General features: G+C 36.9%; 24 protein-coding genes. 1 reads left to right on the top strand and 23 read right to left on the bottom strand.

Going from position 1 to position 24,473, the window contains the following annotated elements:
* Position 1: 1 nt before the first annotated feature.
* The 12 genes from tpiA to VXN63_RS10300 form a co-directional block, all read right to left on the bottom strand.
* Entirely contained in the window at positions 2-757 is a 756-nt protein-coding gene (gene tpiA / locus VXN63_RS10355; protein WP_327758001.1) for a triose-phosphate isomerase, read from the bottom strand.
* Between the two features lie 117 nt (positions 758-874).
* Positions 875-2,062 carry a phosphoglycerate kinase gene (locus VXN63_RS10350; protein WP_327758000.1) on the bottom strand — a complete coding sequence of 396 codons (1,188 nt, stop codon included), beginning with the start codon at positions 2,060-2,062 and terminating at the stop codon, positions 875-877.
* A 297-nt stretch (positions 2,063-2,359) separates the two neighbouring features.
* The gene (gap, locus tag VXN63_RS10345) at positions 2,360-3,361 is read right to left on the bottom strand and encodes a type I glyceraldehyde-3-phosphate dehydrogenase (protein ID WP_327757999.1); all 1,002 of its coding nucleotides are present in this window, start codon (positions 3,359-3,361) and stop codon (positions 2,360-2,362) included.
* A 97-nt stretch (positions 3,362-3,458) separates the two neighbouring features.
* A complete protein-coding gene (gene gap, locus VXN63_RS10340) occupies positions 3,459-4,451 on the bottom strand; it encodes a type I glyceraldehyde-3-phosphate dehydrogenase (RefSeq protein WP_327757998.1) in 993 nt (330 codons plus the stop codon).
* Positions 4,452-4,480: 29 nt separating this feature from the next.
* Positions 4,481-5,518, bottom strand: a complete 1,038-nt coding sequence (locus VXN63_RS10335) for a sugar-binding transcriptional regulator (RefSeq protein WP_327757996.1) — start codon at positions 5,516-5,518, stop codon at positions 4,481-4,483.
* 269 nt (positions 5,519-5,787) lie between these two features.
* A complete protein-coding gene (locus VXN63_RS10330) occupies positions 5,788-6,339 on the bottom strand; it encodes a DsbA family protein (RefSeq protein WP_327757995.1) in 552 nt (183 codons plus the stop codon).
* 206 nt (positions 6,340-6,545) lie between these two features.
* Positions 6,546-7,142: an ATP-dependent Clp endopeptidase proteolytic subunit ClpP gene (gene clpP / locus VXN63_RS10325; RefSeq protein WP_327757994.1), complete on the bottom strand. Its 597-nt coding sequence runs from the start codon at positions 7,140-7,142 to the stop codon at positions 6,546-6,548.
* Between the two features lie 126 nt (positions 7,143-7,268).
* Positions 7,269-7,607 (bottom strand): hypothetical protein, encoded by a 339-nt coding sequence (locus VXN63_RS10320; RefSeq protein WP_327757992.1) that lies wholly within the window; start codon positions 7,605-7,607, stop codon positions 7,269-7,271.
* Positions 7,608-7,617: 10 nt separating this feature from the next.
* Complete coding sequence (locus VXN63_RS10315; RefSeq protein ID WP_327757990.1) at positions 7,618-8,106, bottom strand: nucleoside 2-deoxyribosyltransferase; 489 nt, start codon at positions 8,104-8,106, stop codon at positions 7,618-7,620.
* 142 nt (positions 8,107-8,248) lie between these two features.
* Positions 8,249-9,409, bottom strand: coding sequence for a MalY/PatB family protein (locus tag VXN63_RS10310; protein ID WP_327757989.1), 1,161 nt, complete (start codon positions 9,407-9,409; stop codon positions 8,249-8,251).
* A gap of 13 nt (positions 9,410-9,422) precedes the next feature.
* A complete protein-coding gene (gene malX / locus VXN63_RS10305; RefSeq protein WP_327757987.1) occupies positions 9,423-10,994 on the bottom strand; it encodes a maltose/glucose-specific PTS transporter subunit IIBC in 1,572 nt (523 codons plus the stop codon).
* A 120-nt stretch (positions 10,995-11,114) separates the two neighbouring features.
* Positions 11,115-11,885: a MurR/RpiR family transcriptional regulator gene (locus VXN63_RS10300; protein ID WP_327757986.1), complete on the bottom strand. Its 771-nt coding sequence runs from the start codon at positions 11,883-11,885 to the stop codon at positions 11,115-11,117.
* A gap of 162 nt (positions 11,886-12,047) precedes the next feature.
* Between VXN63_RS10300 and VXN63_RS10295 the strand changes: the two genes are divergently transcribed.
* Positions 12,048-12,260, top strand: coding sequence for a glycine zipper family protein (locus VXN63_RS10295; RefSeq protein ID WP_327757985.1), 213 nt, complete (start codon positions 12,048-12,050; stop codon positions 12,258-12,260).
* 49 nt (positions 12,261-12,309) lie between these two features.
* Here VXN63_RS10295 and VXN63_RS10290 read toward each other — a convergent pair whose 3' ends face one another.
* From VXN63_RS10290 to VXN63_RS10240, 11 genes are all read right to left on the bottom strand, one after another.
* The gene (locus tag VXN63_RS10290) at positions 12,310-13,932 is read right to left on the bottom strand and encodes a Mur ligase family protein (RefSeq protein ID WP_327757984.1); all 1,623 of its coding nucleotides are present in this window, start codon (positions 13,930-13,932) and stop codon (positions 12,310-12,312) included.
* 181 nt (positions 13,933-14,113) lie between these two features.
* Positions 14,114-15,004, bottom strand: a complete 891-nt coding sequence (rbsK, locus tag VXN63_RS10285; RefSeq protein WP_327757983.1) for a ribokinase — start codon at positions 15,002-15,004, stop codon at positions 14,114-14,116.
* 16 nt (positions 15,005-15,020) lie between these two features.
* Positions 15,021-15,617: a TraX family protein gene (locus tag VXN63_RS10280; protein WP_327757982.1), complete on the bottom strand. Its 597-nt coding sequence runs from the start codon at positions 15,615-15,617 to the stop codon at positions 15,021-15,023.
* A 152-nt stretch (positions 15,618-15,769) separates the two neighbouring features.
* The gene (locus VXN63_RS10275) at positions 15,770-16,369 is read right to left on the bottom strand and encodes a class I SAM-dependent DNA methyltransferase (protein WP_327757981.1); all 600 of its coding nucleotides are present in this window, start codon (positions 16,367-16,369) and stop codon (positions 15,770-15,772) included.
* Positions 16,370-16,381: 12 nt separating this feature from the next.
* Positions 16,382-17,287, bottom strand: a complete 906-nt coding sequence (locus VXN63_RS10270; RefSeq protein ID WP_327757980.1) for an NAD(P)/FAD-dependent oxidoreductase — start codon at positions 17,285-17,287, stop codon at positions 16,382-16,384.
* 70 nt (positions 17,288-17,357) lie between these two features.
* Entirely contained in the window at positions 17,358-17,771 is a 414-nt protein-coding gene (locus tag VXN63_RS10265) for an RrF2 family transcriptional regulator (RefSeq protein ID WP_327757979.1), read from the bottom strand.
* 231 nt (positions 17,772-18,002) lie between these two features.
* On the bottom strand, positions 18,003-19,784 hold the full coding sequence (gene spxB, locus VXN63_RS10260) for a pyruvate oxidase (protein ID WP_327757978.1): 1,782 nt from the start codon (positions 19,782-19,784) through the stop codon (positions 18,003-18,005).
* A 641-nt stretch (positions 19,785-20,425) separates the two neighbouring features.
* Positions 20,426-20,785: a DUF2200 domain-containing protein gene (locus VXN63_RS10255; RefSeq protein ID WP_327757977.1), complete on the bottom strand. Its 360-nt coding sequence runs from the start codon at positions 20,783-20,785 to the stop codon at positions 20,426-20,428.
* A 20-nt stretch (positions 20,786-20,805) separates the two neighbouring features.
* The gene (locus VXN63_RS10250; protein ID WP_327757975.1) at positions 20,806-22,254 is read right to left on the bottom strand and encodes an amidase family protein; all 1,449 of its coding nucleotides are present in this window, start codon (positions 22,252-22,254) and stop codon (positions 20,806-20,808) included.
* A gap of 13 nt (positions 22,255-22,267) precedes the next feature.
* A complete protein-coding gene (locus VXN63_RS10245; protein ID WP_327757973.1) occupies positions 22,268-22,657 on the bottom strand; it encodes a GFA family protein in 390 nt (129 codons plus the stop codon).
* A gap of 122 nt (positions 22,658-22,779) precedes the next feature.
* A complete protein-coding gene (locus VXN63_RS10240) occupies positions 22,780-24,213 on the bottom strand; it encodes a 6-phospho-beta-glucosidase (RefSeq protein ID WP_225744552.1) in 1,434 nt (477 codons plus the stop codon).
* Between the last annotated feature and the right edge of the window lie 260 nt (positions 24,214-24,473).

Raw genomic sequence — 24,473 nt, 5'->3', positions numbered from 1 at the left:
ATTACTTAGCCGCCTCCAATAATTGTAGGAATGACTCCGCTTCTAGACTTGCTCCACCAACTAATGCACCATCAATATCTGATTGTGCCATTAATTCAGCAATGTTTCCAGGTTTCACAGAACCACCATATTGAATACGAACAGCTTCTGATACAGCGTCACTGTAAAGTTTTTTAACTGTTTGACGCACTACAGAGATTGTTTCATTCGCTTCTTCAGAAGTCGCAGTTTTACCAGTTCCGATTGCCCAGATTGGCTCATAAGCGATAACAGAGTTTTTAACTTGCTCTTCAGATAATCCTTCTAACGCTTTAGTTACTTGGCCAGAAACAAGTTCATTTGTTTCGCCAGCTTCTTTCTGCTCTAGAGTTTCTCCAACACAGATGATTGGAATCATTCCGTGGTTAAAGATTGCGTGTGCTTTTTTGTTTACATCTTGGTCTGTTTCGCCAAAGTACTCACGACGTTCAGAGTGTCCGATGATTACATATTGAGTTCCTAAATCTGCAAGTGCTGCAGGAGAAGTTTCCCCAGTGAATGCACCTTCGTCTTCGAAGTAGCAGTTTTGAGCAGCAATTTTAAGTTCAGTTCCAGCAGTCATGTCAAGCAATGCTTGAGTATAAAGGTTAGGTGCTCCGATAACAGCATCTACTTTATCAGAAGAAGGGATATTATTTTTAACCTCTTCAATGAATGACGCAGCTTCAGCTGCCGTTTTGTTCATCTTCCAGTTACCAGCAATAATTGGTTTACGCATAATTCTATTCCTTCTTTCGATTATATTATTTGTTTTCTACAGAGATCAAAGCGGCACTTCAGTACCGCCTGACTACACTCTATAGTTTACAGGTTTTTAACGTATTTTTAAATAGATTTATTTATCTGAGATTGCAGCGATTCCTGGCAATTCTTTACCTTCAAGATATTCTAGACTTGCTCCACCACCAGTAGAGATGTGGCTGAAGTCGTCTTCGAATCCAAGTTGTTGTGCAGCAGTTGCAGAATCTCCACCACCAATAATGGTCGTAGCATCTTCTAATTTAGCTAACACTTCACAGATATCGCTTGTTCCTTTTGCAAAGTTAGACATTTCGAAAACGCCCATTGGTCCGTTCCATACAACTGTTTTAGCGCCTTCTAATTCTTTAGCGAATAATTCAACAGTCTTAGGTCCAACATCAAGCCCCATTTTACCTTCAGGAACGTCTCCTTCAACTATTTCAGTAGGTACATCATTTGAAAATTCAGAAGCAACTACAGAATCCACTGGAAGAACTAATTTGTCGCCAGCTTTTTCAATCAATTCTTTAGCAAGTGATACTTTGTCTGCTTCAAGAAGTGAGCTTCCGATACCTTTTCCTAATGCTTCGTAGAAAGTGTAAGTCATTCCGCCACCGATTAATACTTTATCTGCTTTAGACAGTAAGTTTTCGATTACGCCGATTTTATCTGAAACTTTTGCTCCACCTAAAATCGCTACGAAAGGACGTTTCGGTTCATCAACAGCTCCACCAATAAAGTTGATTTCTTTTTCTACTAAGAAACCAGCTGCCGATTCAACGTTAGAAGCGATTCCTACGTTAGATGCGTGTGCACGGTGAGCTGTACCGAATGCATCGTTTACGAATACATCGCCAAGACTTGCCCAGTATTTACCTAATTCAGGATCATTTTTACTTTCTTTTTTGCCGTCAACGTCTTCAAAACGAGTGTTTTCAAACATCAAAACGTCGCCGTCAGATAAATTGTTTACAGCAGTTTCTAGTTCTTCTCCACGAGTTTGAGCTACGAATGTTACATCTTTTTTCAACAATTCGCCTAAACGCTCAGCAACAGGTGCTAAAGATAAACCAGCTTTGTCTTCTTCCGTTTTAACACGTCCAAGGTGAGAAAATACAATTGCTTTTCCGCCTTGTTCAAGTACGTATTGAATCGTTGGAAGTGCTGCTTGGATACGGTTATCGTTAGAGATTTTACCGTCTTTCATTGGTACGTTAAAGTCAGCACGAACCAATACTTTTTTTCCTTTAAGATCTAAATCTTTTACAGTTTTCTTAGGCATCGTTACTCTACCTTCCTTTAATACAAGATTTTGTCGTTCATTAATATTTAAAATAAGAGTTAAAAGTTTCGTAATTACGTCAATAAAAGAAATATGAACCAATCTTTTTACAAAATAAAAAACGGGGAAGCGCGATACTCTAGCTGATAGAGATCTGAAAAGAATCCGTGCTAAAACGATTGTAATCGTTAACCCGTTTCTTACATAGTCTACCGCATAGAGTGAGAGCTCCCCCGCTTATTCATTCTTGTTCTGTTTGATTAAAAATCAGTTTACTATTTGAATTTTAACTTCTTATTATAGAGAAGCGAAGTATTCAAGAGTACGAACTAATTGTGCAGTGTATGACATTTCGTTATCATACCAAGCAACAGTTTTAACCATTTGTTTTCCGTTTGCAGAAATTACTTTGGTTTGAGTTGCATCGAATAATGAACCAAAAGTCATTCCTAAGATATCAGAAGAAACGATTGGGTCTTCAGTGTAACCGTAAGACTCGTTAGCTGCTTCTGCCATTGCTGCGTTAACTTCTTCAGCAGTAACTTCTTTAGAAAGAAGAACTTGTAATTCAGTTAATGATCCAGCTGCTACAGGTACACGTTGAGCTGATCCATCTAATACACCTTTAAGTTCAGGTAATACTTCACCGATTGCTTTAGCAGCACCAGTAGAGTTTGGTACGATGTTTGCTGCAGCTGCACGAGCACGACGGAAGTCACCTTTAGGGTGTGGTCCATCAAGAGTCATTTGATCTCCAGTGTAAGCGTGGATAGTAGTCATTAAACCAGTTTCGATTCCAAACTTGTCGTTTAATACTTTAGCCATCGGAGCCAAGCAGTTAGTCGTACATGAAGCACCAGAAATTACAGTTTCAGAACCATCTAAAACTTCGTGGTTAGTGTTGAAAACAACAGTTTTGATGTCACCAGTTGCAGGTGCAGAAACAACAACACGTTTCGCTCCAGCTTTAAGGTGTAATTCTGCTTTTTCTTGAGTAGTGAAGAATCCAGTACATTCAAGAACGATATCTACTCCAAGGTCTCCCCATGGAAGATCTTCTGGATTACGTTCGCTTAATACTTTAACTTCACGACCATTTGCAGTGAAGCTGTTGTCTCCAACAGTTACTTCTCCGTTGAAACGTCCTTGAGTTGTATCATATTTAAGCAAGTGAACCAACATGTTAGGATCTGTTAAGTCGTTTACTGCAACAACTTCCAAACCTTCTACTTCGTTAATACGACGGAATGCTAAACGTCCAATACGTCCAAATCCGTTAATAGCTACTTTTACTGACATAATACGATTTCCTCCTGTGAAAATCAAAATTTTTTATTTTAAATCTTAATCGAAACCAATCAATTAAGTCTTAAACACGTTATGATAGACCGACTTATTATAAGTTAGCCATGTAATCTAATGTTCTCACCATGTTACCAGTGAAACCATATTCATTGTCGTACCAAGCGACAGTTTTAACCAGTTGTCCTGAATTACCTTCGATGATTTTAGTTTGAGTAGCATCGAATACAGAACCAGCAGGGATACCAATAATGTCAGAGGAAACAATCTCGTCTTCATTATATAGATAAGCATCTGAAGCATAATCTTTCATTGCTGCATTAACCTGTTCAACTGATACTTCTTTATCCAAAACAGAGTATAACTCAACCATAGATCCCGTTACAACTGGAATTCTTACAGCAGTTCCGTCTACTTTCCCATCAACTTCAGGTATAACTTTACCTACTGCTTTAGCAGCACCTGTTGAAGCAGGAATGGCATTTTGAGCTCCAGCACGACTTTTACGTCCGCCTGGTGAATCTTGCAGTGTTTGCGTTGAAGTATATGCATGTACTGTACTCATTAATCCGTGGTCAAGTCCAAATTCTTTATTCAATACATTAACCATCGGTGCCAAGCAGTTAGTCGTACATGAAGCTGCTGAGACGATTTTATCATCTGATTCTATTGATTCGTGATTAACACCGAATACGATTGTCTTAAGATCACCTTTAGCTGGTGCTGAAATCAACACGCGCTTAGCTCCAGCATCAATATGTGCTTGAGATTTTTCTGGTGAAGTGTAAAATCCTGTACATTCCAAGACGATATCAATACCGAGGTCACCCCATGGCAATTGGCTAGCATCTTTTTCAGCGTAAGCTTTAATCTCTTTTCCTGCGACAGTTATTGCATCTTCCTTCGCTTCTACTTCATGCGGGAATCTGCCTTGTGCAGTGTCATACTTCAATAAATAAGCTAGATCATTATTATCCGTTAAGTCGTTAATTGCCACAACTTCTAGTCCTGTATCTGCCTCTAAAATACGACGAAGTGCTAAGCGTCCAATACGTCCGAATCCGTTAATTGCTACTTTCTTTGCCATTAATGATTTCCTCCTTGGAATTTTTATTTCTAATTTTTTAAAGGGTTGCCCCCATTTAAAATCTCGTTTGCGGCTGCCTCATCCGTCACTAACCATGTGTGAGGAGGGACAGTTTTTACGTAAGACTCAATTGCCTTGGCTTTATTTCTGCCACCAGCTACTGCGACCACATGTGGAATACGTCCCATTTGACTTGATTGCAAGCCAATACGAGAGAGTTTGTAAACAATCTCTCCTTCAGGGTTAACGAATTCTCCAAATGCTTCTGCTACAGCGTTCTGATTTTTCAGTAATTGAAGCGTCTCTCTATTCATGCCTCGTCTTTCTGCCATTTCGAAAGCACTACCTATACTGTACAAGACTAAGGAAGCATTTTCAACTAATTGAAGTGTTTCTTTAATTTCTGGCTCCTCTGATAGTAATGAATACGTATCAGAACGGACATGTTCAGGAGCATATAACGCTCTACTTTTTCCACCGGATTTTCGAGCCATTGTTTCTGCGATCACGTTAGCTTGGATATCAACTGATTCTCCGAGCCCACCGCGTGCAGGTACAAACAGCAACTGCCTTTTCTCACCAAACTTTTCGTCCATTGCGTGGGCAACTTCGACCATTGTCGTTCCACCCATTACTGCAACAACGTTTTTTCCTTCTGGAAGAAGAAAGTCCAGTGCTTTAACCGCAGCTAAACCAATATCTTCTAATATCGCGGGGTCTTCGTCTGAGTTTCCAGGTACAATCACACAATGGCTGATTCTCAATCTGTTCGCCAATATTGTTTCCTGGTCTTTTGATCTGACATGATGCCCCATCATACGTTCAAGCTGACGAAAAACTTCTAATCCTGTAGACGTACATTCCATTCCCGCAGAAGATATGTCTATCAATCCTTGGTTCCGTAATATATCAACTTCGCTTCTCAAAACACGTTCAGTAAATCCTAGTCTTCCTGCAAGAGATCTTCTTCCGATTGGACTGGATTTTTGGATTTGCTTTAAGATATGATATCTTCTCTTCAGCGTTTGAAACATATCGGGTGCAACTTTTTCAATAACTGACAGCATCCTAGACCCTCTCTCTCGACTACTTTTACGCGTATTCAACTGAGAATATCATCTCGACCGAAAGCGCAAAGGTTCGCAGCGAAAAAGTGCCAGCGTTTAAACTGCATAATATCGAAATCTTTTTTCATAGTTGACAAAAGATTTCAACTGCTCGCGATCTTGTGAACACTTCTTATCTGATTGCATATTTAGTTTAACAAGATGCGGGGCAATTTTCAACCCATAATATCAAATTAGAGGGACGTTTTTTGTCCACTATTTACGAAAACTTACTGGTCAATGTTTCCACGATTTAATTTTGTTTCAATGATTTCTATTAGCTCTTCATTTGTAATATGCTCATCGAAAATGTAGTCTTCAATAAAGACAGAAGGAACTAGTGTTACATTAGCTCTTTTAGCTTCAGCAATCACCTGCTCAGCTTCTTTTTCACTTGTCTGCTTGTTTAAACCTCTTCTGAGGTTAGCATAGTCCACGATATCATTCTCTTCAAGATTACCCCATTCGTCTTGGCGTGATAGGAAGTAGGAAATATCTTCTTTTACTTTTTCCCCAGCTGTATAATCTAAGTGATGATGAATAACATTTCCTCTTTTCAAGCTTGGTTTTTCCTTGTCAAAGAGTTTAACAATTCGTTCTACTTTTCCTTCTGATACATATTTATCGAGTACAGGAGCAGACTCTTCCCACCATTGCTTACAAAACGGACATCTTAAATTCATAAATTCTACGATTTTGATTGGAGCATTCTTATCCCCAATGTGTATACCGCCTTCAGTCGTCACTTCTGATGCCTTGATCGTTGAAGTATCCAATAACATCTCTCCTTTTCTTCATTCTTACCCGTACAGTATAACGCTAGATGTCTTAGATAACCAGCCAAACGGTTGTATTATACCAGTTTATTGAATCTTACTTTGTATATCAGAAGTAAGACCAGAATAACTAGATTTCCTTTTTTTAGTTTCCTATGTACAAAAAAGGACATCCTGTTTTGGATGTCCTCGTTTCTATTAAAATTTTAAAATTATTTGTTTAAGTCAGCAGCGCTATCCATGATTTGGTCAACCAAACCATAATTTTTAGCATCTTCAGCCATCATGAAGTTATCGCGATCTGTGTCTCGCTCAATCACTTCTAGAGGTTGTCCAGTACGTTCAACTAAAATATCATTTAATCTTGAACGTGTTCTTAAGATGTGTTTAGCAGCAATTTCAATTTCAGTTGCTTGTCCTTGAGCGCCACCTAGTGGTTGGTGAATCATAATTTCTGCATTTGGAAGTGCAAAACGTTTCCCTTTTTGACCTGCTGCAAGTAAGAAGCTCCCCATTGAAGCAGCTAATCCGATTGCGATAGTCTGAACGTCAGATTTGATGAAGTTCATTGTATCGTAAATTGCTAGTCCTGCTGTAACACTACCACCTGGAGAGTTGATATATAGATAGATATCTTTCTCAGGGTCTTGTGCGTCCAAGAATAATAATTGGGCAATGACTGAGTTGGCAACTTGATCATCAATTGGTCCGCCAAGCATAATAATACGGTCTTTCAATAAACGAGAGTAAATATCATAAGCACGTTCACCACGTGGTGATTGCTCAATAACTGTTGGTACTAAATTCATTTTTATTGTCCTCCTCTAATTCTGTCAAACTTATTTTATCATGTTTACTTAATTTCGTGAAACTATTGATATTGTACTCCAAAGGTCAAGAAAGGTCAAATAGTAAGTTTGATCTTTTAACTTATTTTAAGAAGTCACTATTTCCCAAAACCCTATGAGTAAAATAACAGCCATTACGAGCGCAACGATACCTTGAAAAACAACTGAGATCGCATGAATCGATACTTGAAATACTAAAGTGAAAATCAAAATATAGAGAATCAATTTCTTAAACATCTGATCATTGACCACTTTTTTGATATTAAATAACGCATAAACAAACAGGACTATCGCAATGATTACTATGCTTATATTAAGAAAATGGTCATTTGTATCTACTACATATATCCAGATAGAACCAATCAATGCAGCAAATAGCGGAAAAAGACATTTTTTGTAGATGAAATCATTTGATTTATTGAACATATCTTCCTTTCTAAGCATCTAACTCGTTTAAATTTATTTTTAAAACGTCTAATAGATCTTTTTTCGACTGTACGATTTTACCACGTTTCTTGATGAGTCCAACGATATACAGATTTACATAAGAAAATTGAGACTCTGCAACTTCGTCGACTGCATCTAGTTTTTGTTGATTACCGAAACTTCCTTGTCTAGAGTCCGTGTACAATCCAATAATCGGTTTGTTCATTGAATAGAAGTAGCCAATTTCTGCTGCGAGGCCTGGATCAATGACCGGGCCATCTAGTAAAGCTACTAAGATGTCTGAAGCCTCAAGATGTGCATTATCACCTTCTGCGATCATGATGCTATCTGCGTAACCTGACTTATCATTAATGGCTTCATTTTCAACAGGATTATATACCTCGATATTAAATGCCTTTCTCATTTCAGTTGCTAATTGTTTGTTGTATTTAGCTTCCATTTCACTAAAAAGGGGGCCGCCTAAGTAGATTTTCTTCATATGTATTCTCCTTCGGTATATGCAATACTTTTATTTATCTTAACACGCATACTTGTATTTCAATAGATACAATCGCTATAATTTTATACGAAAAAGTCTAACTACCCTAAAGTTTGGATAGTTAGACTCTTTCCTAAATGATTTAGCTTAAACTAGTGACCAATCGTTCTAAGCCTTTTTCCAACTTTGAACTTGGGCAACCTATATTTAATCTTAAAAAATGTTTCCCGTTCCCTCCATATATTCCACCGTCCATAATCGCTACTTTACCAATACTCCTTAATCTGTTTTGTATCTCGTTCATCTGTTCGGGATAAGCTGTCATATCTAACCACATCAGATAAGTAGACTCTGATTCAATAATTTTTATCGCAGGAAAAGCTAATTCTAGTCTTCTTTTAACGTAATAACTATTTTGATCAATATAATTATTTAATTCTTCCACCCAACTTCCACACTCATTGTATGCTGTTATTGTAGCTTCCAAACCTAGTATACTCGCCGAAGATAAACCATCTTGATCTTTTAGTTGGTCTAAAAACATTTCGCGATCATACTCGTTCGGAATGAGTGTATAAGAAAAAATGAGCCCTGGAAAATTAAAGGTTTTAGAACCTGATGTAACTATAGCCACTTGATCTTCACCAAATTTCAAAAGTGGATTGTGCTTTAATCCCTTTCTAACGACATCCATGTGAATCTCATCAGATATAATAAAAACATCATTCTTTCTACAAAGATGAATTAAAGTTGTTAGCTCCTTTTCACTCCAGACACGTCCCGTAGGATTATGTGGTGAACAAAAAAGTAAAATCTTATTGCTTTTATTCGATAGTTTTTCCTCAAGATCATCAAAATCAATTTGATATTCTCCTTCTTTATACAGTAATTGATTTTCAACAAGCTTCCGCTCATTTCCTTTTATTGTTTTAAAAAATGCATCATAAGCAGGTGTTTGGACAATTACACCTTCTCCTTTTTTTGAATGCATTTTGATTAAAGCTGAAACACTATATATGACAGACGGACTATATTGTATCCATTCTTTATTTATCTTGAATCCAAATCGATTTATATACCAATTTTCTACAGCTTCTTTGAAATCGTCATGATTCCAGCGTGTGTAACCAAAAACACCATGATTCAGCCTTTCAGAAAGTGCATGAATAACTTGGTGTGGCAAAGCGAAATCTGTATCTGAAATCGTAAATGGTAATAAATCTTTCTCTCCGAATCGATCTTCGACATAGTCCCATTGAGTACAATGTGTTCCTCTGCGATCAATAACTTGGTTGAAATCCATTTCTTCTCACAACCTATCCATACAGTAATGTATCCAATTCATTTCTAACACTGGTTACTTTAGTTCCTATAATGACCTGTACATTATTTTCTCCTAAGTGAATGACCCCTAATGCACCTAACTCCTTCAGTCTATCGTCATTAACGATTTTTCCATTTTTTAAAACTAATCTTAATCGAGTGATACAATTGTCAACCACTTCAATATTTTCAGAACCCCCGAGCGCATTAATCATACCGTTTATATCGTAATGCCCTTTTTTTGAATAACTGACTTCTTCCTCAGTGTAGTCAGTATCTGTTGTTAACTTTTCTCTTCCTGGTGTTTTCAAGTTAAATTTTAGAATAACTGTTTTAAATACAAAGTAATAAATTGTAAACCACATAGCTCCAATAACAATGACCATCCACCATCTTGTGTAGCTACCTTGCATAATTCCAAAAATCAAGAAATCTAACAATCCACCATCTGTATTCCCGATAACAACTCCAACTAATGGCATTACCATAAACCCTAAACCTGTCATAATCACGTGAAAGATCCATAGGAGCGGACTGACAAATAGAAAAAGAAATTCAACAGGCTCCGTAATTCCTGTAACAGCTGTTGCAACTACTCCTGATATTAATAAGCCTTTTATTTTATGCCTATTTTCAGGAGTCGCTACATGATACATAGCTAGTGCTGCTGCAGGTAAACCAAAAATGAAAGTAGGCATTTTACCTTGAGATAAGAAAGCTGTAGCATCCCCAGATATTGGTAGTCCTTGTTGCAATTCAGCATAAAAAATATTTAAAGCACCAAATACTTGATTCCCATCAATGATCGCTGATCCTCCTGCTTCTGTGAATCTAACCATCGCTACAAGAATATGATGCAGTCCAAAAGGAAGTAAAAGTCGCTCTCCTGCTCCAAATAAAAAAGGTCCAAAAATCCCGGCACTCTGTATCAACGTACCTATACCTGTTATAACCACTGCAAAGATTGGCCAAATAATTGGTATAATCAATCCCACAATGGCTAGGACTAGAGACGTAACGATTGGAACAAATCTTACCCCTGAGAAGAAAGAGAAGCTATCTGGCAATTGCACTTTATAGAACCGCTTGTGGAGTTGATAAACGATTAATCCCGCAATAATGCCTCCTAAGACGCCCATTTCAATCGTTTGAATACCAAATACCATTCCCTGACCGGCTTCTCTAAGCGCTTCTGGATCAGCTAAGGCATTATTCTCTGTTAAATAGAAATTAATTGCTAAATTCATAATTGTATAGCCGACAAAGCCAGAAAAAGCAGCAATTCCTTTTTCTTTTCTAACTAAGCCTAACGGAATGGCCATAGCAAACATAACTGGTAAATAACTAAAAGCAAACGAACCAATAGTCGACATAAATCTGAATAATATCTGTAAAATAGGATTTCCTAAAAATGGCAAAGCTTCAATAGTCGACTCTGTTGAAAAAGAACTCCCAATCCCTAACAACAATCCCATAAATGCTAGTAGAGCTACCGGCAACATAAAAGTCTTTCCTAATCCTTGAAAAAATTCCCAGAAGCTCACTTTTTTCTTGTTATCCATCATTTATCCCTTCCTTTACTTCTTATTGTGCCTACTCTTGAAGTATAAGGGGATAACACCGTAATTGCTACCGCTTACATTATTCTGTATTTCCTTACAGCTTTTTGTATAGCTTTACAAGTTTCACTTTTTTTCTTCAGCCATTCTAATTAATATGAAATCTAATATACTGTTCAAGGCAGCTCTAGAACTTAGATCTACATCTTGAAAGTACACTGGCTCCACAAAAGCTTTTAAAGTATATGTGGCAATTTTTTCTAGAGTGCTGTCTGAGACACCTACTACAGCAATGATTGGAACACCTCTTTCCATATAGTTTGTTGCGTACTCAATAATGTGAATTGTCTCTCCACTTAAACTAACTAATATTGCTAAATCATTTTTGTTCAAAGATTTGGATATTGCTCTAAGTTCATCCCAGTCTGTTCGAGCTGTCGCTTTTTTACCCAAAGCCATTAATTTTTTTGATACATCTATACAAGCTGGTAAGCTTCCTCCTACGCCAACTACCTCAATCGTATTGGTCTGGAGCAGAATTGAAACAATTTCGTCTACCTGACTTTCGCTTAAAGATTCAAATGACTTTTCAATTTGCTTTGATATATTACCTCCAAATACAGTAGCTTCCTTTGCTAGCTTAGTAGTATTCTGTTCTCCCCGCTCGACATCATAATAATTCAATATAGCGTATTTCAATTCTTGAAACCCTTTAAACCCTAAGTGTTTAGCTGTTCTAGAGATTGTAGCTGTAGAAATGAACAGCGTCTCTGCTAATTGCTCAATAGTACTTTCAGAGACTTCTTTTGGATTTGCAAGAATATATTCAAGTACTTGGTTTTCTAAATTACTCAAAGTTGATTTCCGTTTTTGTAATTTGCTAATCAATGCGTCCATATATGCCTCTCTCTTCTATTTATTATAAAATGAATGATACCATATTTGTCTCAGAAAAATTCTCTTTACTCTTTCAATTTACTTTCATCTATTCTTATTCTATACTTCAATTATTATAATCGTGACTGTTCTTAAAACAAGAGTTGAAGGAGGTTAGATGTAGTGAGCGTTAATGACCAAAAACCAGATAAAGATGAAGATACTAACAAGAAGAACGCTACCGAGGCTGGCTCGTATCTCGGTATTGGTTTAGCAATTGGTACTGCACTTGGTATACTAACGGACAACTTGGCCATTGGAATCGCGCTTGGCATAACGTTTGGTTCAGCCTTTGGCGCATTCAGTTATTCAAAAAAAGAAAAAGAAGATAAGTAAAAAATAAGCCTAATCTACAATTTACGTAGATTAGGCTTATTTTGTGTATCTAGCTATTTTCTCGTTCAGAACTATATTGTAGAAGTTTCTTAGTAACATCCTCAGGATCCATGCCGATCAATTTACGATCGAGGACTTGATTAATTGCTTCGCGGTCTACATTGGGATGTATTTCTTTTAGTAGTTCAAGCGTTTTTCTTGCGCCTTGATCCATTGAATGTGCCCCAGAAATTAATAAAATGTCATCTGGTTTCACTTGTTCAACACCGAAGCGTAACGTTTCGTCCAATTCTTCATAAAATGTAATATCAATGTTATTTTGTTTCATTACTTTTAAGAAGGCATCCAATTCCTCTTCTGATACTTTATCTTTTTTTTCTACATGCGAAGGTGCCGTCGTCAGAATGATTTTGCTGACTTTCATTTTATTAAACCATTCTACCAAAGAAGTCGCAATTTCTGTACTATGTTCTGGGCCATTGCTTCCTCGGATTGCATGCACAAGATGCAAGTTGTTGTAGTCTAGATGACTAATGGTTTCCATACATGAATCAATATTATTTTGGTTTAATAACAAATCATCTATGACTTTAAATTCCTCGTCATAAAGCATTTGAAAACGTCTTTCGACGCCCGTGAAATTTTTGATACCTATTTGAATCACATCAACGGGTATATCGTTGACTAGTCCTGTAACGACCGCCGTCAGTGCATTAAAAATAGAATGGTATCCTTGAACCGACATCTCCAAATCGAAACTCATCTTATCAATTTCTTTCCCCGTTAAAGAAGTAAAAGATTTCATAATATTCACTTTGAATTTAGGCTTTCCAGAGACAAAGCTGAGATCTGAAACTGTGATTGTACCCGATTGATTTTCAACTCCAAATGTTACCACTTGTGCTTTCGTTTGTTTTTCTAAAGGGACCAGTAAGGGTTCATCAATATTTAAAATAGCTGTGCTTTGCTCAGAAGCCTCTCTGATTAAGGCAGCTTTCGCATTAAAATACGCATCAAAAGATTCATGCAGTCGAATATGTTCGGGGCTGATGTTCATAAATGCCACTACATCAAACTCAGTATTATAAACTCGCTTCAGTTCAAGCGCTGAAGATGAAACTTCCATAGATACATGGGAAATTTGACGGTCTCTCATCTTTGCAAAATGCTGCTGCAAATCATAGGATTCAGGCGTTGTTAGCCGACTCATTTCAATCTCTTTATCCATTTTCACTAAAATTGTTCCGATCAGACCCGATTTCAGCTGTTGTGCTTTAAAGATTTCTTCTGTCATATAAGTAATCGTTGTTTTACCATTGGTCGCTGTAATCCCAAATATACTTAAAGATTTAGATGGATTCCCAAAAAAATTGCTGGATATAATCGCTAATGCTTCACGGCTATCTTTAACTTTAATCTGTAGTACATCTAAGTCTTCAAGAAACTGTTCGACAATTACGACTTTTGCGCCTTTTTTTACGGCATCTCTTGCATACTGATGACCATCTGCTTGGTGCCCTTTTATACAGACAAATAGTGTCTGTGGCTTTACTTCTTTTGAATGATAAGCTATTTTCTCAATGTGAATATCGTTTTTTTCTGTTTCAAGCTGAGCTGGACGGCTAGAGTCGATCTCTACCGAGGTCAATAGGTCAGTTAGGTTCATGTTCATGTTGATCTTGACTCCTCCAATGAATGCATACAGTGTCTAATAGTAAGGTGTTCGTTCATTTTATGTCTTTACGTAACTTCAAGTTTACTATCTTTTCTATTTTATGTCATATCATTTGCTCACGGATGTCAGAAAATAAACCTTGTTATAATTTTTTATTTAGTCCCTATAATTCAATATGTTACAAAAGTTTTTTAATCTCTTCTTTAGTAGGCATGCCGTTTTGTGCCCCTGGCTTCTGTATTGAAATCGCGGCGGCTTTATTTGCAAATCGTACACACTCTTCTACTGTCCGACCCTCCATATACGCTACTGCAAAGGCTCCATTAAACGTATCTCCGGCTCCAGTAGTATCCACTACATGTTCTATTTCGACCGCAGGCACTGTTATGATTTTATTTCCATCATGAAATTGTGCTCCGTTTTGTCCCAGCGTAACGATCAGCTTATTGGGATATTTCTTAATCATCTCGCTTATTGACTGTCCAGGAAACATTTCTTGAAATTCTGTTTCATTTGGTGTCAGGAAAGTAATGAATTCCATCAAATTCTCTGGTAGCTTTCTAGCCGGAGCTGGGTTGTACAATACAGGGATACGATTTTGATAGCTTTGATTAATCAATTTTTCAATCGTAGCTTGTGGTAATTCATTTTGGACTATGACCATATCCCTTTGTTTCAGCATATCTAGTTGTTGTTGATTTTGAAATAGACATTCAACCGTATAGGCATCATTTGCTCCTGCTACATAAATAATCGTGTTATTTCCATTCATTACGGTTATAACTGCCGACCCTGATGGAGATTCCTTAACGATTTGCACGTGGTCGACTCCGATACCATTACATTTCAGGTTGTTCAAAAGTCTTTTTCCAAACTCATCTGAACCAACAGATCCAAACATTTCTACTTCAGCTCCTAGTTTAGCAGCTGCAACTGCCTGATTAGCGCCTTTACCTCCAAAATTGGTTTGAAAAGTTTCCCCAAAAATCGTTTCACCTACTTTGGGCTCTCTTTTTGTTTCTACGACAAAGTCCGTTGATATACTGCCGACTACTAATAATTTTGACATATCATTTTATTCCTTTCTAGTAAATCATCCACATGGATAAGAGGATAAGGGTAACTTGATGTAATGGGTAATACCAATAGAAAAAATATTTGGGTAATCTAGGCAACTTGATGGCCTTTTCTGATAAAAATAGTGGAATAGACAGTACAGAATAAGCTTGTAAAGAAATCCCTATAATAAACTGGACAATTCCAGCAGCCACTATGCCTTGCACTACATTATGTTCTTTTATCCAGTAAATACTCCAGCCAAACAAAAATCCATACACACTGTACTCAGTTGGTACGCTTAGTAATAAAAACACTAAAAAATACCGTTGATACTTTATGGAAAGTGAGAAGACGGCTAATAAAAATACAACATTAATGGTATTAGGCGTAATCGGCATAGAGATAACCCCTAGCAGTAATAATCTTGTGATGTACTTTTTATAATCTCTGGTTCGCAAGGTTCCTTCTACTGTGCTATATAAAAAACAAGGAAAAGCGATTCGTCCAATTAATCTTAACCATAAATATTGAGGGAAAAGAAAAGCGCCAGCGTGGTCTATTGTCATTGTGATGATCCCAATCCACTTGATCATATTCAGTTTATAATCAAAAGTTTTCTGCATCGTTTAAGTCCCTCCTATGTATATTCTTCTAGTCCACATTATACCAGTTTAATTGTTGAAACGGTTTTTCATCGCGCACAAAAAAGCTTAAAAGGATGATTTGATGCTATCATCCTTTTAAGTATTTGACTCTATTAGAAATCAGTCAGAAGTTACACTTTCTCAGCACTAATAATATAAAGAGAAATAGAGTTTCCTCCGTTTTCGTTAACAGTTTGATAAAAAGTTTCCGTATAAATATTTTTGAACTTGTAATCGGGAAGTTTTTCTACGAGTTCTGTTTGAGAACATGTTTGATGATGGCGACTTGAACCTTCGCTTCTTTCCATCTCAATAATCATCAATTGTCCACCTGAATAAATTGCGTCAGATAGTTTCACTAATAGGCTTTCTCGATCAGCGATATGGTGTAAGACTAAGGACATAAAAATTGTATCTACTTTTTGGGGAAGTACATGGTTTGTTTCGATATTCAAGTATTTTGTAGTTAAATGACTAAATGACGGATCTTTGATCTTCTTTTCTACTACGTTAATCATTTCAGCTGATGAATCAATCATTAATATCGATTCAAAATCTTTTGATAACTCTAGGCTTAGTAATCCTGTTCCGCAGCCAAAATCAATTGCTGTTTTAGATGTTTTTTGATTCAATAGTCGATGAATTGCTTCTGCAGAGTGTTTAGCCACTATTTTTCTATCAGGTGTATCATAAGTGGCTGCCATTTTATCGAATGCTTCAATATGTCCCATTAGGTTCTCCTTTTATTTTGTTTTTTTGTAAGAGGCTGCGCTTGAATCTGCTATGATGCCTATTCCAGCCATGTGCCCTTGACTAGCGGATACAATCAACTGAGAAGGTCCAGTGATTTCTCCTGCGGCATAGACTCCTTTTATATTGGTGTGTCCCATAGTATCTGTTACTACAAATCCTGTCTCGCTGACTTCGATACCTAACTGTTTAATAAAAGGGAAGTTTCTATCCATTGTTGGTGTACAAAATCCGCCCGTTCTATTGATTTCTTCTCCGTCTTCAAAGACAACACTTTGTAATAGACCATTGTCGCCTCTAAGCTCTGCAACTTCTTTTTCAATCAGTAAAATCTGGTTCAATTCTAATGCCTTTTTCTGCTGATGGTCAAAAATGTCTACACCGTTCGTTGCAACGATTAAGTCATCTGTCCAGTTTTTAAGTAATATCGGTAGATGAGCGCCTTCTTTTGAGTCAATAATCAAAATCAGTGATTGGTCTTTCATTTCCCAGCCATCACAAAATGGACAAGAGAAAAGACTTTTCCCATAATAAGCTTCAATATTGTTAACAACTGGTAACGTTTCTTTGAATCCTGTTGCTAATACGATTGATTGCGTCATCACAATTTCACCAGATAATTTTGTAAGTTCAAAGGAATGATCAGGTTTAGGATTAATGGATATAATTTTAGTATTTTCTACTTTGATTGTTGGATATCTCGACAAATCTCTTCTTCCTTTTTCTCTAAACTGTTCAGGTGACACACCGTCTCTTGTCAAAAAAGCATGGGATTCTTGAGTCACTCTATTTCTAGGTTGTTCTTCATCAATTAGTAAAACTTGCTTCCTACCTCTTCCAGCAACTAGTGCTGCACTCATTCCTGCTGGACCTCCACCAATTACTACAACATCTAACATATTAACCTCTCCCTATCAAATCTATTAAAGACCTTTAATATCTATAATTAAAGTAAAAATTAGTGATTTACTAATTTTTTTCAGGCATTTGTGAAAGAATTCCTGCGATTGTTTTGCTCGCTAATTCTTCTTTCATTTTATCTTCTACTTCTGACATTGTACGCTCAATTAAACACGTTTGACTCCATTTTCCGTCATGTGACATTGTGCAATTAAGTAAAGATTCATATCCTTCTGTAGCTTGAATTACGTCCAAAAATGAACAGTTCTCAGGTGACCTTACTAAACGATAACCACCTTTCACTCCAGGAGTCGATTCGATCAAACCGGCTTTAGATAGTTTTGTTAAAATCTTTGATAAATATGTTGGAGATAATTTCTGGCGCTGTGCTAGTGTATCAACCCCCACCGCTTCATTCGTATTATCCATAGCTAAGTGGACCATAGAATGTAGCGCATAGTTCGTCGCTTTAGAGAACTTCATAACCGTCACCCTTTAATTATAGATTCATTTTATCTTTAATTGAATAGTAAAGATATCTCGAAGTAAAGTCAACAAAAATATGAGGATGATCCGAAAGCCCCAGTAAAATAAGAAAAACCCCTAAAAGGATTGTACAAGTACAACTCTTTTAGGGATTCTCTGTAATTTAGGATCTTCAAAAGACTTCTATTTCAGTCTTTTAATATTAAGCGATACGTTATAAGTCAAAAATTACTTAGCTACTTTAGATTCAAGACCTTCAGCTTTTAAGAATTCACTGAATGGTACTAATTCTTCAGCTTCATATTTCGCTTTATAATCGTTAATTACTTCTTCACTATACAATGTTGAGTCTAATTTCAGTGTCTCAACTGGAATTGGACGGTCTTTTGTAATTTTACAATCTACAACGACTGTTTTGCCTTCTTTATAAGCTTTAACAGCATCAGCCATTACTTGGTCCATATCTTCAATACGGCTTACTGTGAAACCAACTGCACCTTGAGCTTCCCCAATTTTCGCGTAGTCTACATCAGTAAAATCAGTACCGAAAGTATTTGTATTTGTATCTTCATATTTGTTCTTGATAAATGCATATTCAGTGTTCGTGAATACGATGTTGATAACAGGCATGTTGTAACGTACGTTAGTGACAATATCTTGATAGTTCATTGAAAACGCACCATCACCCATGATGTTAAAGACTTGACGATCAGGATATACATTCTTAGCACCAATACCACCAGGAAGTCCGATTCCCATAGTCGCAAATAATGGAGAAGTTCTCCACATATTTTTAGGTGTCATGTGTAAGTGACGGATAGATGTTTGAGTAGAGTTCCCAACATCGATTGAATAAATTGCATCTTCATCAGCGTATTTGTTGATTGCATTGTATACTTGATAAAGTTGTAACGCGCCACTTTCTTTTGTTTCCAACTTAGTCATGTAGTCACGCCAGTTTTGAATATTTTTCAAGTTAGCATTCCACCAAGCTGATTCTGGAACAGCTGTTACTTTTTCAAGTAATGAGTGAACTGCTTCGCCTGCATCTCCAAGAATCGCAACATCTGCATTGTGACGTTTACCAAGCATTGTTGGGTTGTTATCAATTTGGATGAAGGTTTCAGTGTTTGAGAACGTACCTTCAATTTCAGCAAACGGGAAGTTTGATCCAACGAATAAAATTGTATCTGCTTCTTTAACTGTTTCGTTAGCTGGTTTCCAACCTACACGGTATGTTGAACCAGTCAACGCTTCAAAATCATACTCAAAAGTTTCAAAGTTTTTACCAGTTGTAATGACTGGCGCTTTAAGTTTACGAGATAATTCTTGAACAGCTGGACCGTGTCCCATCGTTCCAACACCCGCATAAATCGCAGGACGTTTAGCATTGTTTAATAATTCAACTGCAGCGTCAACATCCGCTTCGTTAAGTGCTGGGGATACATAATCACGGTAGCTGTGACCTGAAGAGTAGAATGCATCGTTATCGATTTCGTGGTAACCGAAATCACCAGGTAGTTCGATTACCGATACACCGCGTTTAGAGATAGCAGTACGGATTGCATCGTCAATCATTTTTGGTACTTGTTCAGCATAAGCCGCACGACGGTTGTATACTGCAATACTTGCGAACATTGGATTTTGGTTCAATTCTTGGAACGCATCCATATTCAACTCTTTTTGAGGACGAGAGCCTAAGATAGCTAAAACAGGCGTGTTATCCATTGCTGCATCATAAAGACCATTAATTAAGTGAGAAGCACCAGGACCACCAGATCCAACACATACAGCGATGTTTCCGCCGAATTTGCGTTGCATTACGGCTGCCATTGAGCCAACTTCTTCATGTTTTACTTGAATAAATTTAATATCAGTATCTTTTTGTTCACCTAAAGATTCCATTAAAGGAGCTAGTGTTCCTGAAGGAATTCCATAAATTGTATCAATTCCCCATCCTTCTAAAACTTTTAGTGAAGCTGTACTGACTTTAGTTTTTCCACTTGTCATTTAAAAATCCTCCTAAAATAAATACACAAATAAATCCTTAGACATTTTAGCACGATTATATTAAAAATCAAAGTTCGTATTTTAATGAAAAACATAATTCAGCAATTAATCAAAAAATAACGTCACTTATTGTACATATTTTCTGTTAAAAACGATAACCAATTTAACTTTTACAGATAAACATGAGTTTATTTTTAAAGTGATACGTTGTATACCATTAGGAAATATTGTTGGAGATATGCTTAAAAGAAGGTTGATTTGCTCCAAAAACCAACATTCCCTAGTGGAGCAACACCTTATTTAGTTAAAAAAATCGGTTTTATAATTCATGACGTAAATGTTTTCTCACTAGCGGTATATATTATAAAAACGATTTAAGCTAACCTAAAATATTAACTAGATACTTCTATTAAACAATATTGTTTTTTTGAAAGATTCCTGGTACGTCTACGTTCGGATAAACTAGAAGCTCAAACACTTCATACCCATTTCGTTTTATAAAAATCTTCACCTAGATAATTGAATGTTTCTAGACGAATAATGTTGCATCTAAATTTTTTCAGAAGTGTTCATTGACCCATAATATATTGATATATCCAATTTTATAGTAGGATGGATATCCGAATATTCCGCGCTTTAAATTAAGATTCTGAATTACGCAATATCTTTTCCATCTTCTTACCTTTCGCCAATTCATCTATCAGCTTGTCCATATATCTGATTTCTTGCATCAGCGGTTCTTCGATTTCTTCTACCCTAATACCACAGATGACACCTTTGATGAGTTCTCTATTTGGGTTTAGCTGAGGGGCATCTTTGAAGAATGTTCTAAAGTCTTTTTCTTCATCTATGATCTGTTTTAGTTCCTGATCGTCATATCCCGTTAACCAAAAAATAATCTGATCAACTTCTTCTTTGGTTTTTCCTTTTCGTTCTACTTTTTGTATATACAGTGGATAGACTTTCCCAAAACTCATCGAATAAATTTTATGTTCAGTCATGATGATTCCCCACTTCAGATTTAGATTTTTGGTACCTTTCTGTTATTCGTTGCTTGTTCATAAGCATAGGCACATTCAAACAGTGTAGGTTCAGAAAAAGCATTTGCTGTAAAGGTCAAACCAACTGGTTCTCCTTCTGCAGTATATCCAGCTGGAACTGTAATGGACGGATACCCAGCCTTAGCAGGGATCATCGCACCTGAGTTATTAGGTGTAATGATTGCATCCAAGTTGTTCTTTGAAAGCACTGCATCGATTCCTTTTTCTCTGGAGTGCTCCTGATCAAAAATCAGACTATCCAAATACGCCGTTTCTGTTAATCGTCCACTTGTTGCAGCAGATTGATGAAATAAAGCTTGTCCATACTTTAGAGCCTTGCTACCTAGATTTCGATTCTCATTAATCAAATCTGCTAATGTTCTCATTCCTAAACTAGAATCCACAGTCTTCAAATATGCTTCAAGTGCTGGTTTAAATTCATATAGCATGACATTGATATTCCAATCTTCTGCTACTGAAGGCATTTCAATATGCTCAATTACTTCTGCACCTTGAGCGGTTAAAATCTCTATTGCTTTATCAATCAGATCTTGCTTCTCTTTTTCTACATAATCAAAATAAGGTTTTCGGGTAACACCGATTCTTTTACCTTTTAGACCGTCTATTTTGAGATAATCTGTATAGTTTATCTCCTTTGAAGAACTCGTGTAGGTCACTGAATCTTTTTCATCTATTCCTTTCATTACTGAAAGTAAGATTGCCGCATCTTCTACTGTTCTTGTCATTGGTCCAGCAGTATCTTGAGTGTGAGAAATCGGAATAATACCGCTACGACTAATCAAACCAACAGTTGGTTTGACACCAACTAGTGAATTCTGACTTGCCGGGCTTAAAATGGACCCTGAAGTTTCTGTCCCAATTCCTACGACTGCCAAGTTGGATGCAATAGCGGCTCCTGTACCTGCACTAGATCCTCCAACCATAAAGTCTTTTCCATAAGGATTCAACGTTTGTCCCCCGCGTGAACTATAGCCCGTTGGCATATCTTCTGCAATAAAATTTGCCCACTCCGTCATATTGGCTTTTCCTATTATGATGGCACCTGCTGCTCGCAATTGCTTGACGATAAACGCATCTTCTTTTGCAATATGATCTTTCAACAGTAAAGAACCTGCTGAGGTATGCATTTTGTCATTTGTATCAACGTTATCCTTTATGACTACTGGTAGCCCGTGTAAAGGTCCTCTGGTTTTACCTTCTCGTCTTTCTACATCCAGTTTATCTGCAAGATACAATGCATCTGGGTTCACTTCCAACATACTATTCAATGTTGGACCTGACGAATCAAGTTTTGAAATACGTTTAAGATAGTTCAGAACAAGTTTTCTAGAAGTAATTTCTCCCGATTCTAATGCTGCCTGTAATTGTTTGATTGTTTTTTCTTCGATCCAGTTCATTAGCTCTGTCATCTAGTATCCTCCATTAAAAATGTTTTTCTGTCGTGTTTGCAAATTCATAATAGTCCGGTTTATTTCCATAAAAGATTTGTTCTCTAAAATGCGCCTCTTTTAACCAGTCATCAAAGAGTTCAACATTCAAATGAGCCTGTTTTTCTTTGCGGTAACGATAGAATAAAAACGTACCGCATCGATTACAGAACCCCCTCTCTGCCCACTCTGAAGAAGGATACACACTGATTGTGTCTTCTTGGTTGAATGTTAGATTTTCTGCTGCTACTTCTTCAGTAAAAAAAGCCGCAGAAGCGTTTTGTTTTCTACACATTTTACAGTGACAGGCGGTTATGTGATTCCCAAGTTCTGTAACAGTCATGATCGTCTCCCCACATAGACAAGTTCCTTTGACCTGTTTCATCTTAATCACTCCTTAGCTATCTCTTTACTGATAGTTTATCTAAAAGCCATTACTGATACAATAAGAAAAAGCCTATCAACTCAAGAATCGTTGATAGGCTCGATCGTTCATTTAATAAAGAATTAACCGTTACTAACGTCTTCACCATTAGAGGCAATGACTTTTTTGTACCAGTCAAATGATTTTTTCTTCGTACGTTTTAAAGTTCCATTACCATCGTTATCACGATCAACGTAGATAAAGCCGTAACGTTTTTTCATTTCACCGGTTCCAGCACTTACAAGGTCAATACAACCCCAAGAAGTGTAACCCATCAAATCAATACCATCTAATTCGACAGCATCTTTCATTGCTTTGATGTGTTCCGCCATGTAAGAGATACGGTAATCATCTTCAACGTATCCATTTTCATCTGGCTCATCCACAGCACCTAATCCATTTTCTACAATGAATAATGGTTTTTGATAACGATCATAAATATCGTTCATTGTAATACGTAGTCCAAGTGGATCGATTTGCCATCCCCATTCACTTGCTTCCAAGTATGGGTTTTTGATTGAAGCAAAAATATTTCCGGCCGTTTTTTCATTTACTTTCGGGTCACCTGAAGCTACACGAGAAGAGTAATATGAGAATGAAATAAAGTCTACTGTGTTTTCCATCAACAGTTCTTTGTCGCCTTCTTCAAATGGAATTTCAATCCCTTCACGTTCAAGTTCTTTGATCGCATACGCAGGATATTGTCCACGAGACTGTACATCAATAAAGAAATAGTTTTCGTGATCTTCTTGCTGCGCCGCAAATACATCTTCTGGGTTCGGTGTATTTGGATAGTATTTACCAGCTGCTAACATACAACCGACTTGGTTATTAGGATCTACTTCGTGCGCAATTTTAGTTGCTAAAGCACTAGCCACTAACTCATGGTGCGCTGCTTGATATTTCACTTGTTTCTGGTTTTCGCCTTCTTCAAACGCTAATCCAGCGCCCATGAATGGTGCGTGTAAGATCATGTTGATTTCATTGAATGTTAACCAGTATTTTACTAGACCTTTATAACGAGAGAAAATGGCACGACAAAGGTTCTCGTAGAAGCCAACCATCTTACGGTTACGCCATCCACCATACTCTTTGATCAAGTGCATTGGACAGTCAAAGTGAGTAATGGTAACTAATGGTTCGATTCCATATTTATGACACTCTTTAAATAAGTCTTCATAGAATTTTAGCCCTGCTTCATTAGGCTCTGTTTCGTCACCGTTCGGGAAAATACGAGTCCATGCGATTGAAAGACGATAAGTTTTGAAGCCCATTTCTCCAAACAATGCGATATCTTCTTTATAACGATTGTAATGATCAATTGCACCTTTTGCTGGATAGAAATGTTCATCATCAAAATCAAAATGCTTTACTTGTCCAGTAATGATCGGTCCACGGTCTTCTCCGACAGGCACAACATCTACGTTTGCTAGTCCACGTCCGTCTTGATCGTATCCACCTTCAAGTTGATTGGCTGCAGTAGCGCCGCCCCATAAAAAGTCTTCTCTAAATCCCATTATTGATTTTCCTCCTTGAGTCTATTGTATTCGGTTTCCTCATGTTCTACTCTTATTGTATAGAGTGTAATCCATTACATACAAGCGCTTTATTGTAAAATTTGTAAAGTATTTTTAAGCTAGCTTTAAAAATGCATTCAGCTTATCATTTTATAAATTCTAGGTATCCGCTAAAAATGATCTAATTATTGACTTTTTGACATATTTTCATTAAATACCTGCTAACAAATCGCTGATTATCTGGTTTAACGCTACTAATT

It is taken from the genome of Marinilactibacillus sp. XAAS-LB27, assembly GCF_036039175.1.
Taxonomy (GTDB): domain Bacteria; phylum Bacillota; class Bacilli; order Lactobacillales; family Carnobacteriaceae_A; genus Marinilactibacillus.
The sequence above is the reverse complement of the archived record's forward strand: the minus strand, read 5'-3'. Positions and strand labels throughout refer to the sequence as shown.

What these genes read in the sequence shown, in the direction of transcription:
- VXN63_RS10350 (WP_327758000.1), bottom strand. Translation starts at nt 2,062, where the DNA reads ATGCCTAAGAAAACTGTAAAAGATTTAGATCTTAAAGGAAAAAAAGTA.
- VXN63_RS10245 (WP_327757973.1), bottom strand. Translation starts at nt 22,657, where the DNA reads ATGAAACAGGTCAAAGGAACTTGTCTATGTGGGGAGACGATCATGACT.
- tpiA (WP_327758001.1), bottom strand. Translation starts at nt 757, where the DNA reads ATGCGTAAACCAATTATTGCTGGTAACTGGAAGATGAACAAAACGGCA.
- rbsK (WP_327757983.1), bottom strand. Translation starts at nt 15,004, where the DNA reads ATGTCAAAATTATTAGTAGTCGGCAGTATATCAACGGACTTTGTCGTA.
- gap (WP_327757999.1), bottom strand. Translation starts at nt 3,361, where the DNA reads ATGTCAGTAAAAGTAGCTATTAACGGATTTGGACGTATTGGACGTTTA.
- VXN63_RS10330 (WP_327757995.1), bottom strand. Translation starts at nt 6,339, where the DNA reads ATGTTATTGGATACTTCAACGATCAAGGCATCAGAAGTGACGACTGAA.
- VXN63_RS10280 (WP_327757982.1), bottom strand. Translation starts at nt 15,617, where the DNA reads ATGCAGAAAACTTTTGATTATAAACTGAATATGATCAAGTGGATTGGG.
- VXN63_RS10270 (WP_327757980.1), bottom strand. Translation starts at nt 17,287, where the DNA reads ATGTTAGATGTTGTAGTAATTGGTGGAGGTCCAGCAGGAATGAGTGCA.
- VXN63_RS10315 (WP_327757990.1), bottom strand. Translation starts at nt 8,106, where the DNA reads ATGAAGAAAATCTACTTAGGCGGCCCCCTTTTTAGTGAAATGGAAGCT.
- VXN63_RS10255 (WP_327757977.1), bottom strand. Translation starts at nt 20,785, where the DNA reads ATGACTGAACATAAAATTTATTCGATGAGTTTTGGGAAAGTCTATCCA.
- clpP (WP_327757994.1), bottom strand. Translation starts at nt 7,142, where the DNA reads ATGAATTTAGTACCAACAGTTATTGAGCAATCACCACGTGGTGAACGT.
- VXN63_RS10240 (WP_225744552.1), bottom strand. Translation starts at nt 24,213, where the DNA reads ATGGGATTTAGAGAAGACTTTTTATGGGGCGGCGCTACTGCAGCCAAT.
- VXN63_RS10275 (WP_327757981.1), bottom strand. Translation starts at nt 16,369, where the DNA reads ATGGGACATATTGAAGCATTCGATAAAATGGCAGCCACTTATGATACA.
- VXN63_RS10290 (WP_327757984.1), bottom strand. Translation starts at nt 13,932, where the DNA reads ATGAACATGAACCTAACTGACCTATTGACCTCGGTAGAGATCGACTCT.
- gap (WP_327757998.1), bottom strand. Translation starts at nt 4,451, where the DNA reads ATGGCAAAGAAAGTAGCAATTAACGGATTCGGACGTATTGGACGCTTA.
- VXN63_RS10335 (WP_327757996.1), bottom strand. Translation starts at nt 5,518, where the DNA reads ATGCTGTCAGTTATTGAAAAAGTTGCACCCGATATGTTTCAAACGCTG.
- VXN63_RS10265 (WP_327757979.1), bottom strand. Translation starts at nt 17,771, where the DNA reads ATGAAGTTCTCTAAAGCGACGAACTATGCGCTACATTCTATGGTCCAC.
- spxB (WP_327757978.1), bottom strand. Translation starts at nt 19,784, where the DNA reads ATGACAAGTGGAAAAACTAAAGTCAGTACAGCTTCACTAAAAGTTTTA.
- VXN63_RS10250 (WP_327757975.1), bottom strand. Translation starts at nt 22,254, where the DNA reads ATGACAGAGCTAATGAACTGGATCGAAGAAAAAACAATCAAACAATTA.
- VXN63_RS10320 (WP_327757992.1), bottom strand. Translation starts at nt 7,607, where the DNA reads ATGTTCAATAAATCAAATGATTTCATCTACAAAAAATGTCTTTTTCCG.
- VXN63_RS10300 (WP_327757986.1), bottom strand. Translation starts at nt 11,885, where the DNA reads ATGGACGCATTGATTAGCAAATTACAAAAACGGAAATCAACTTTGAGT.
- VXN63_RS10310 (WP_327757989.1), bottom strand. Translation starts at nt 9,409, where the DNA reads ATGGATTTCAACCAAGTTATTGATCGCAGAGGAACACATTGTACTCAA.
- malX (WP_327757987.1), bottom strand. Translation starts at nt 10,994, where the DNA reads ATGATGGATAACAAGAAAAAAGTGAGCTTCTGGGAATTTTTTCAAGGA.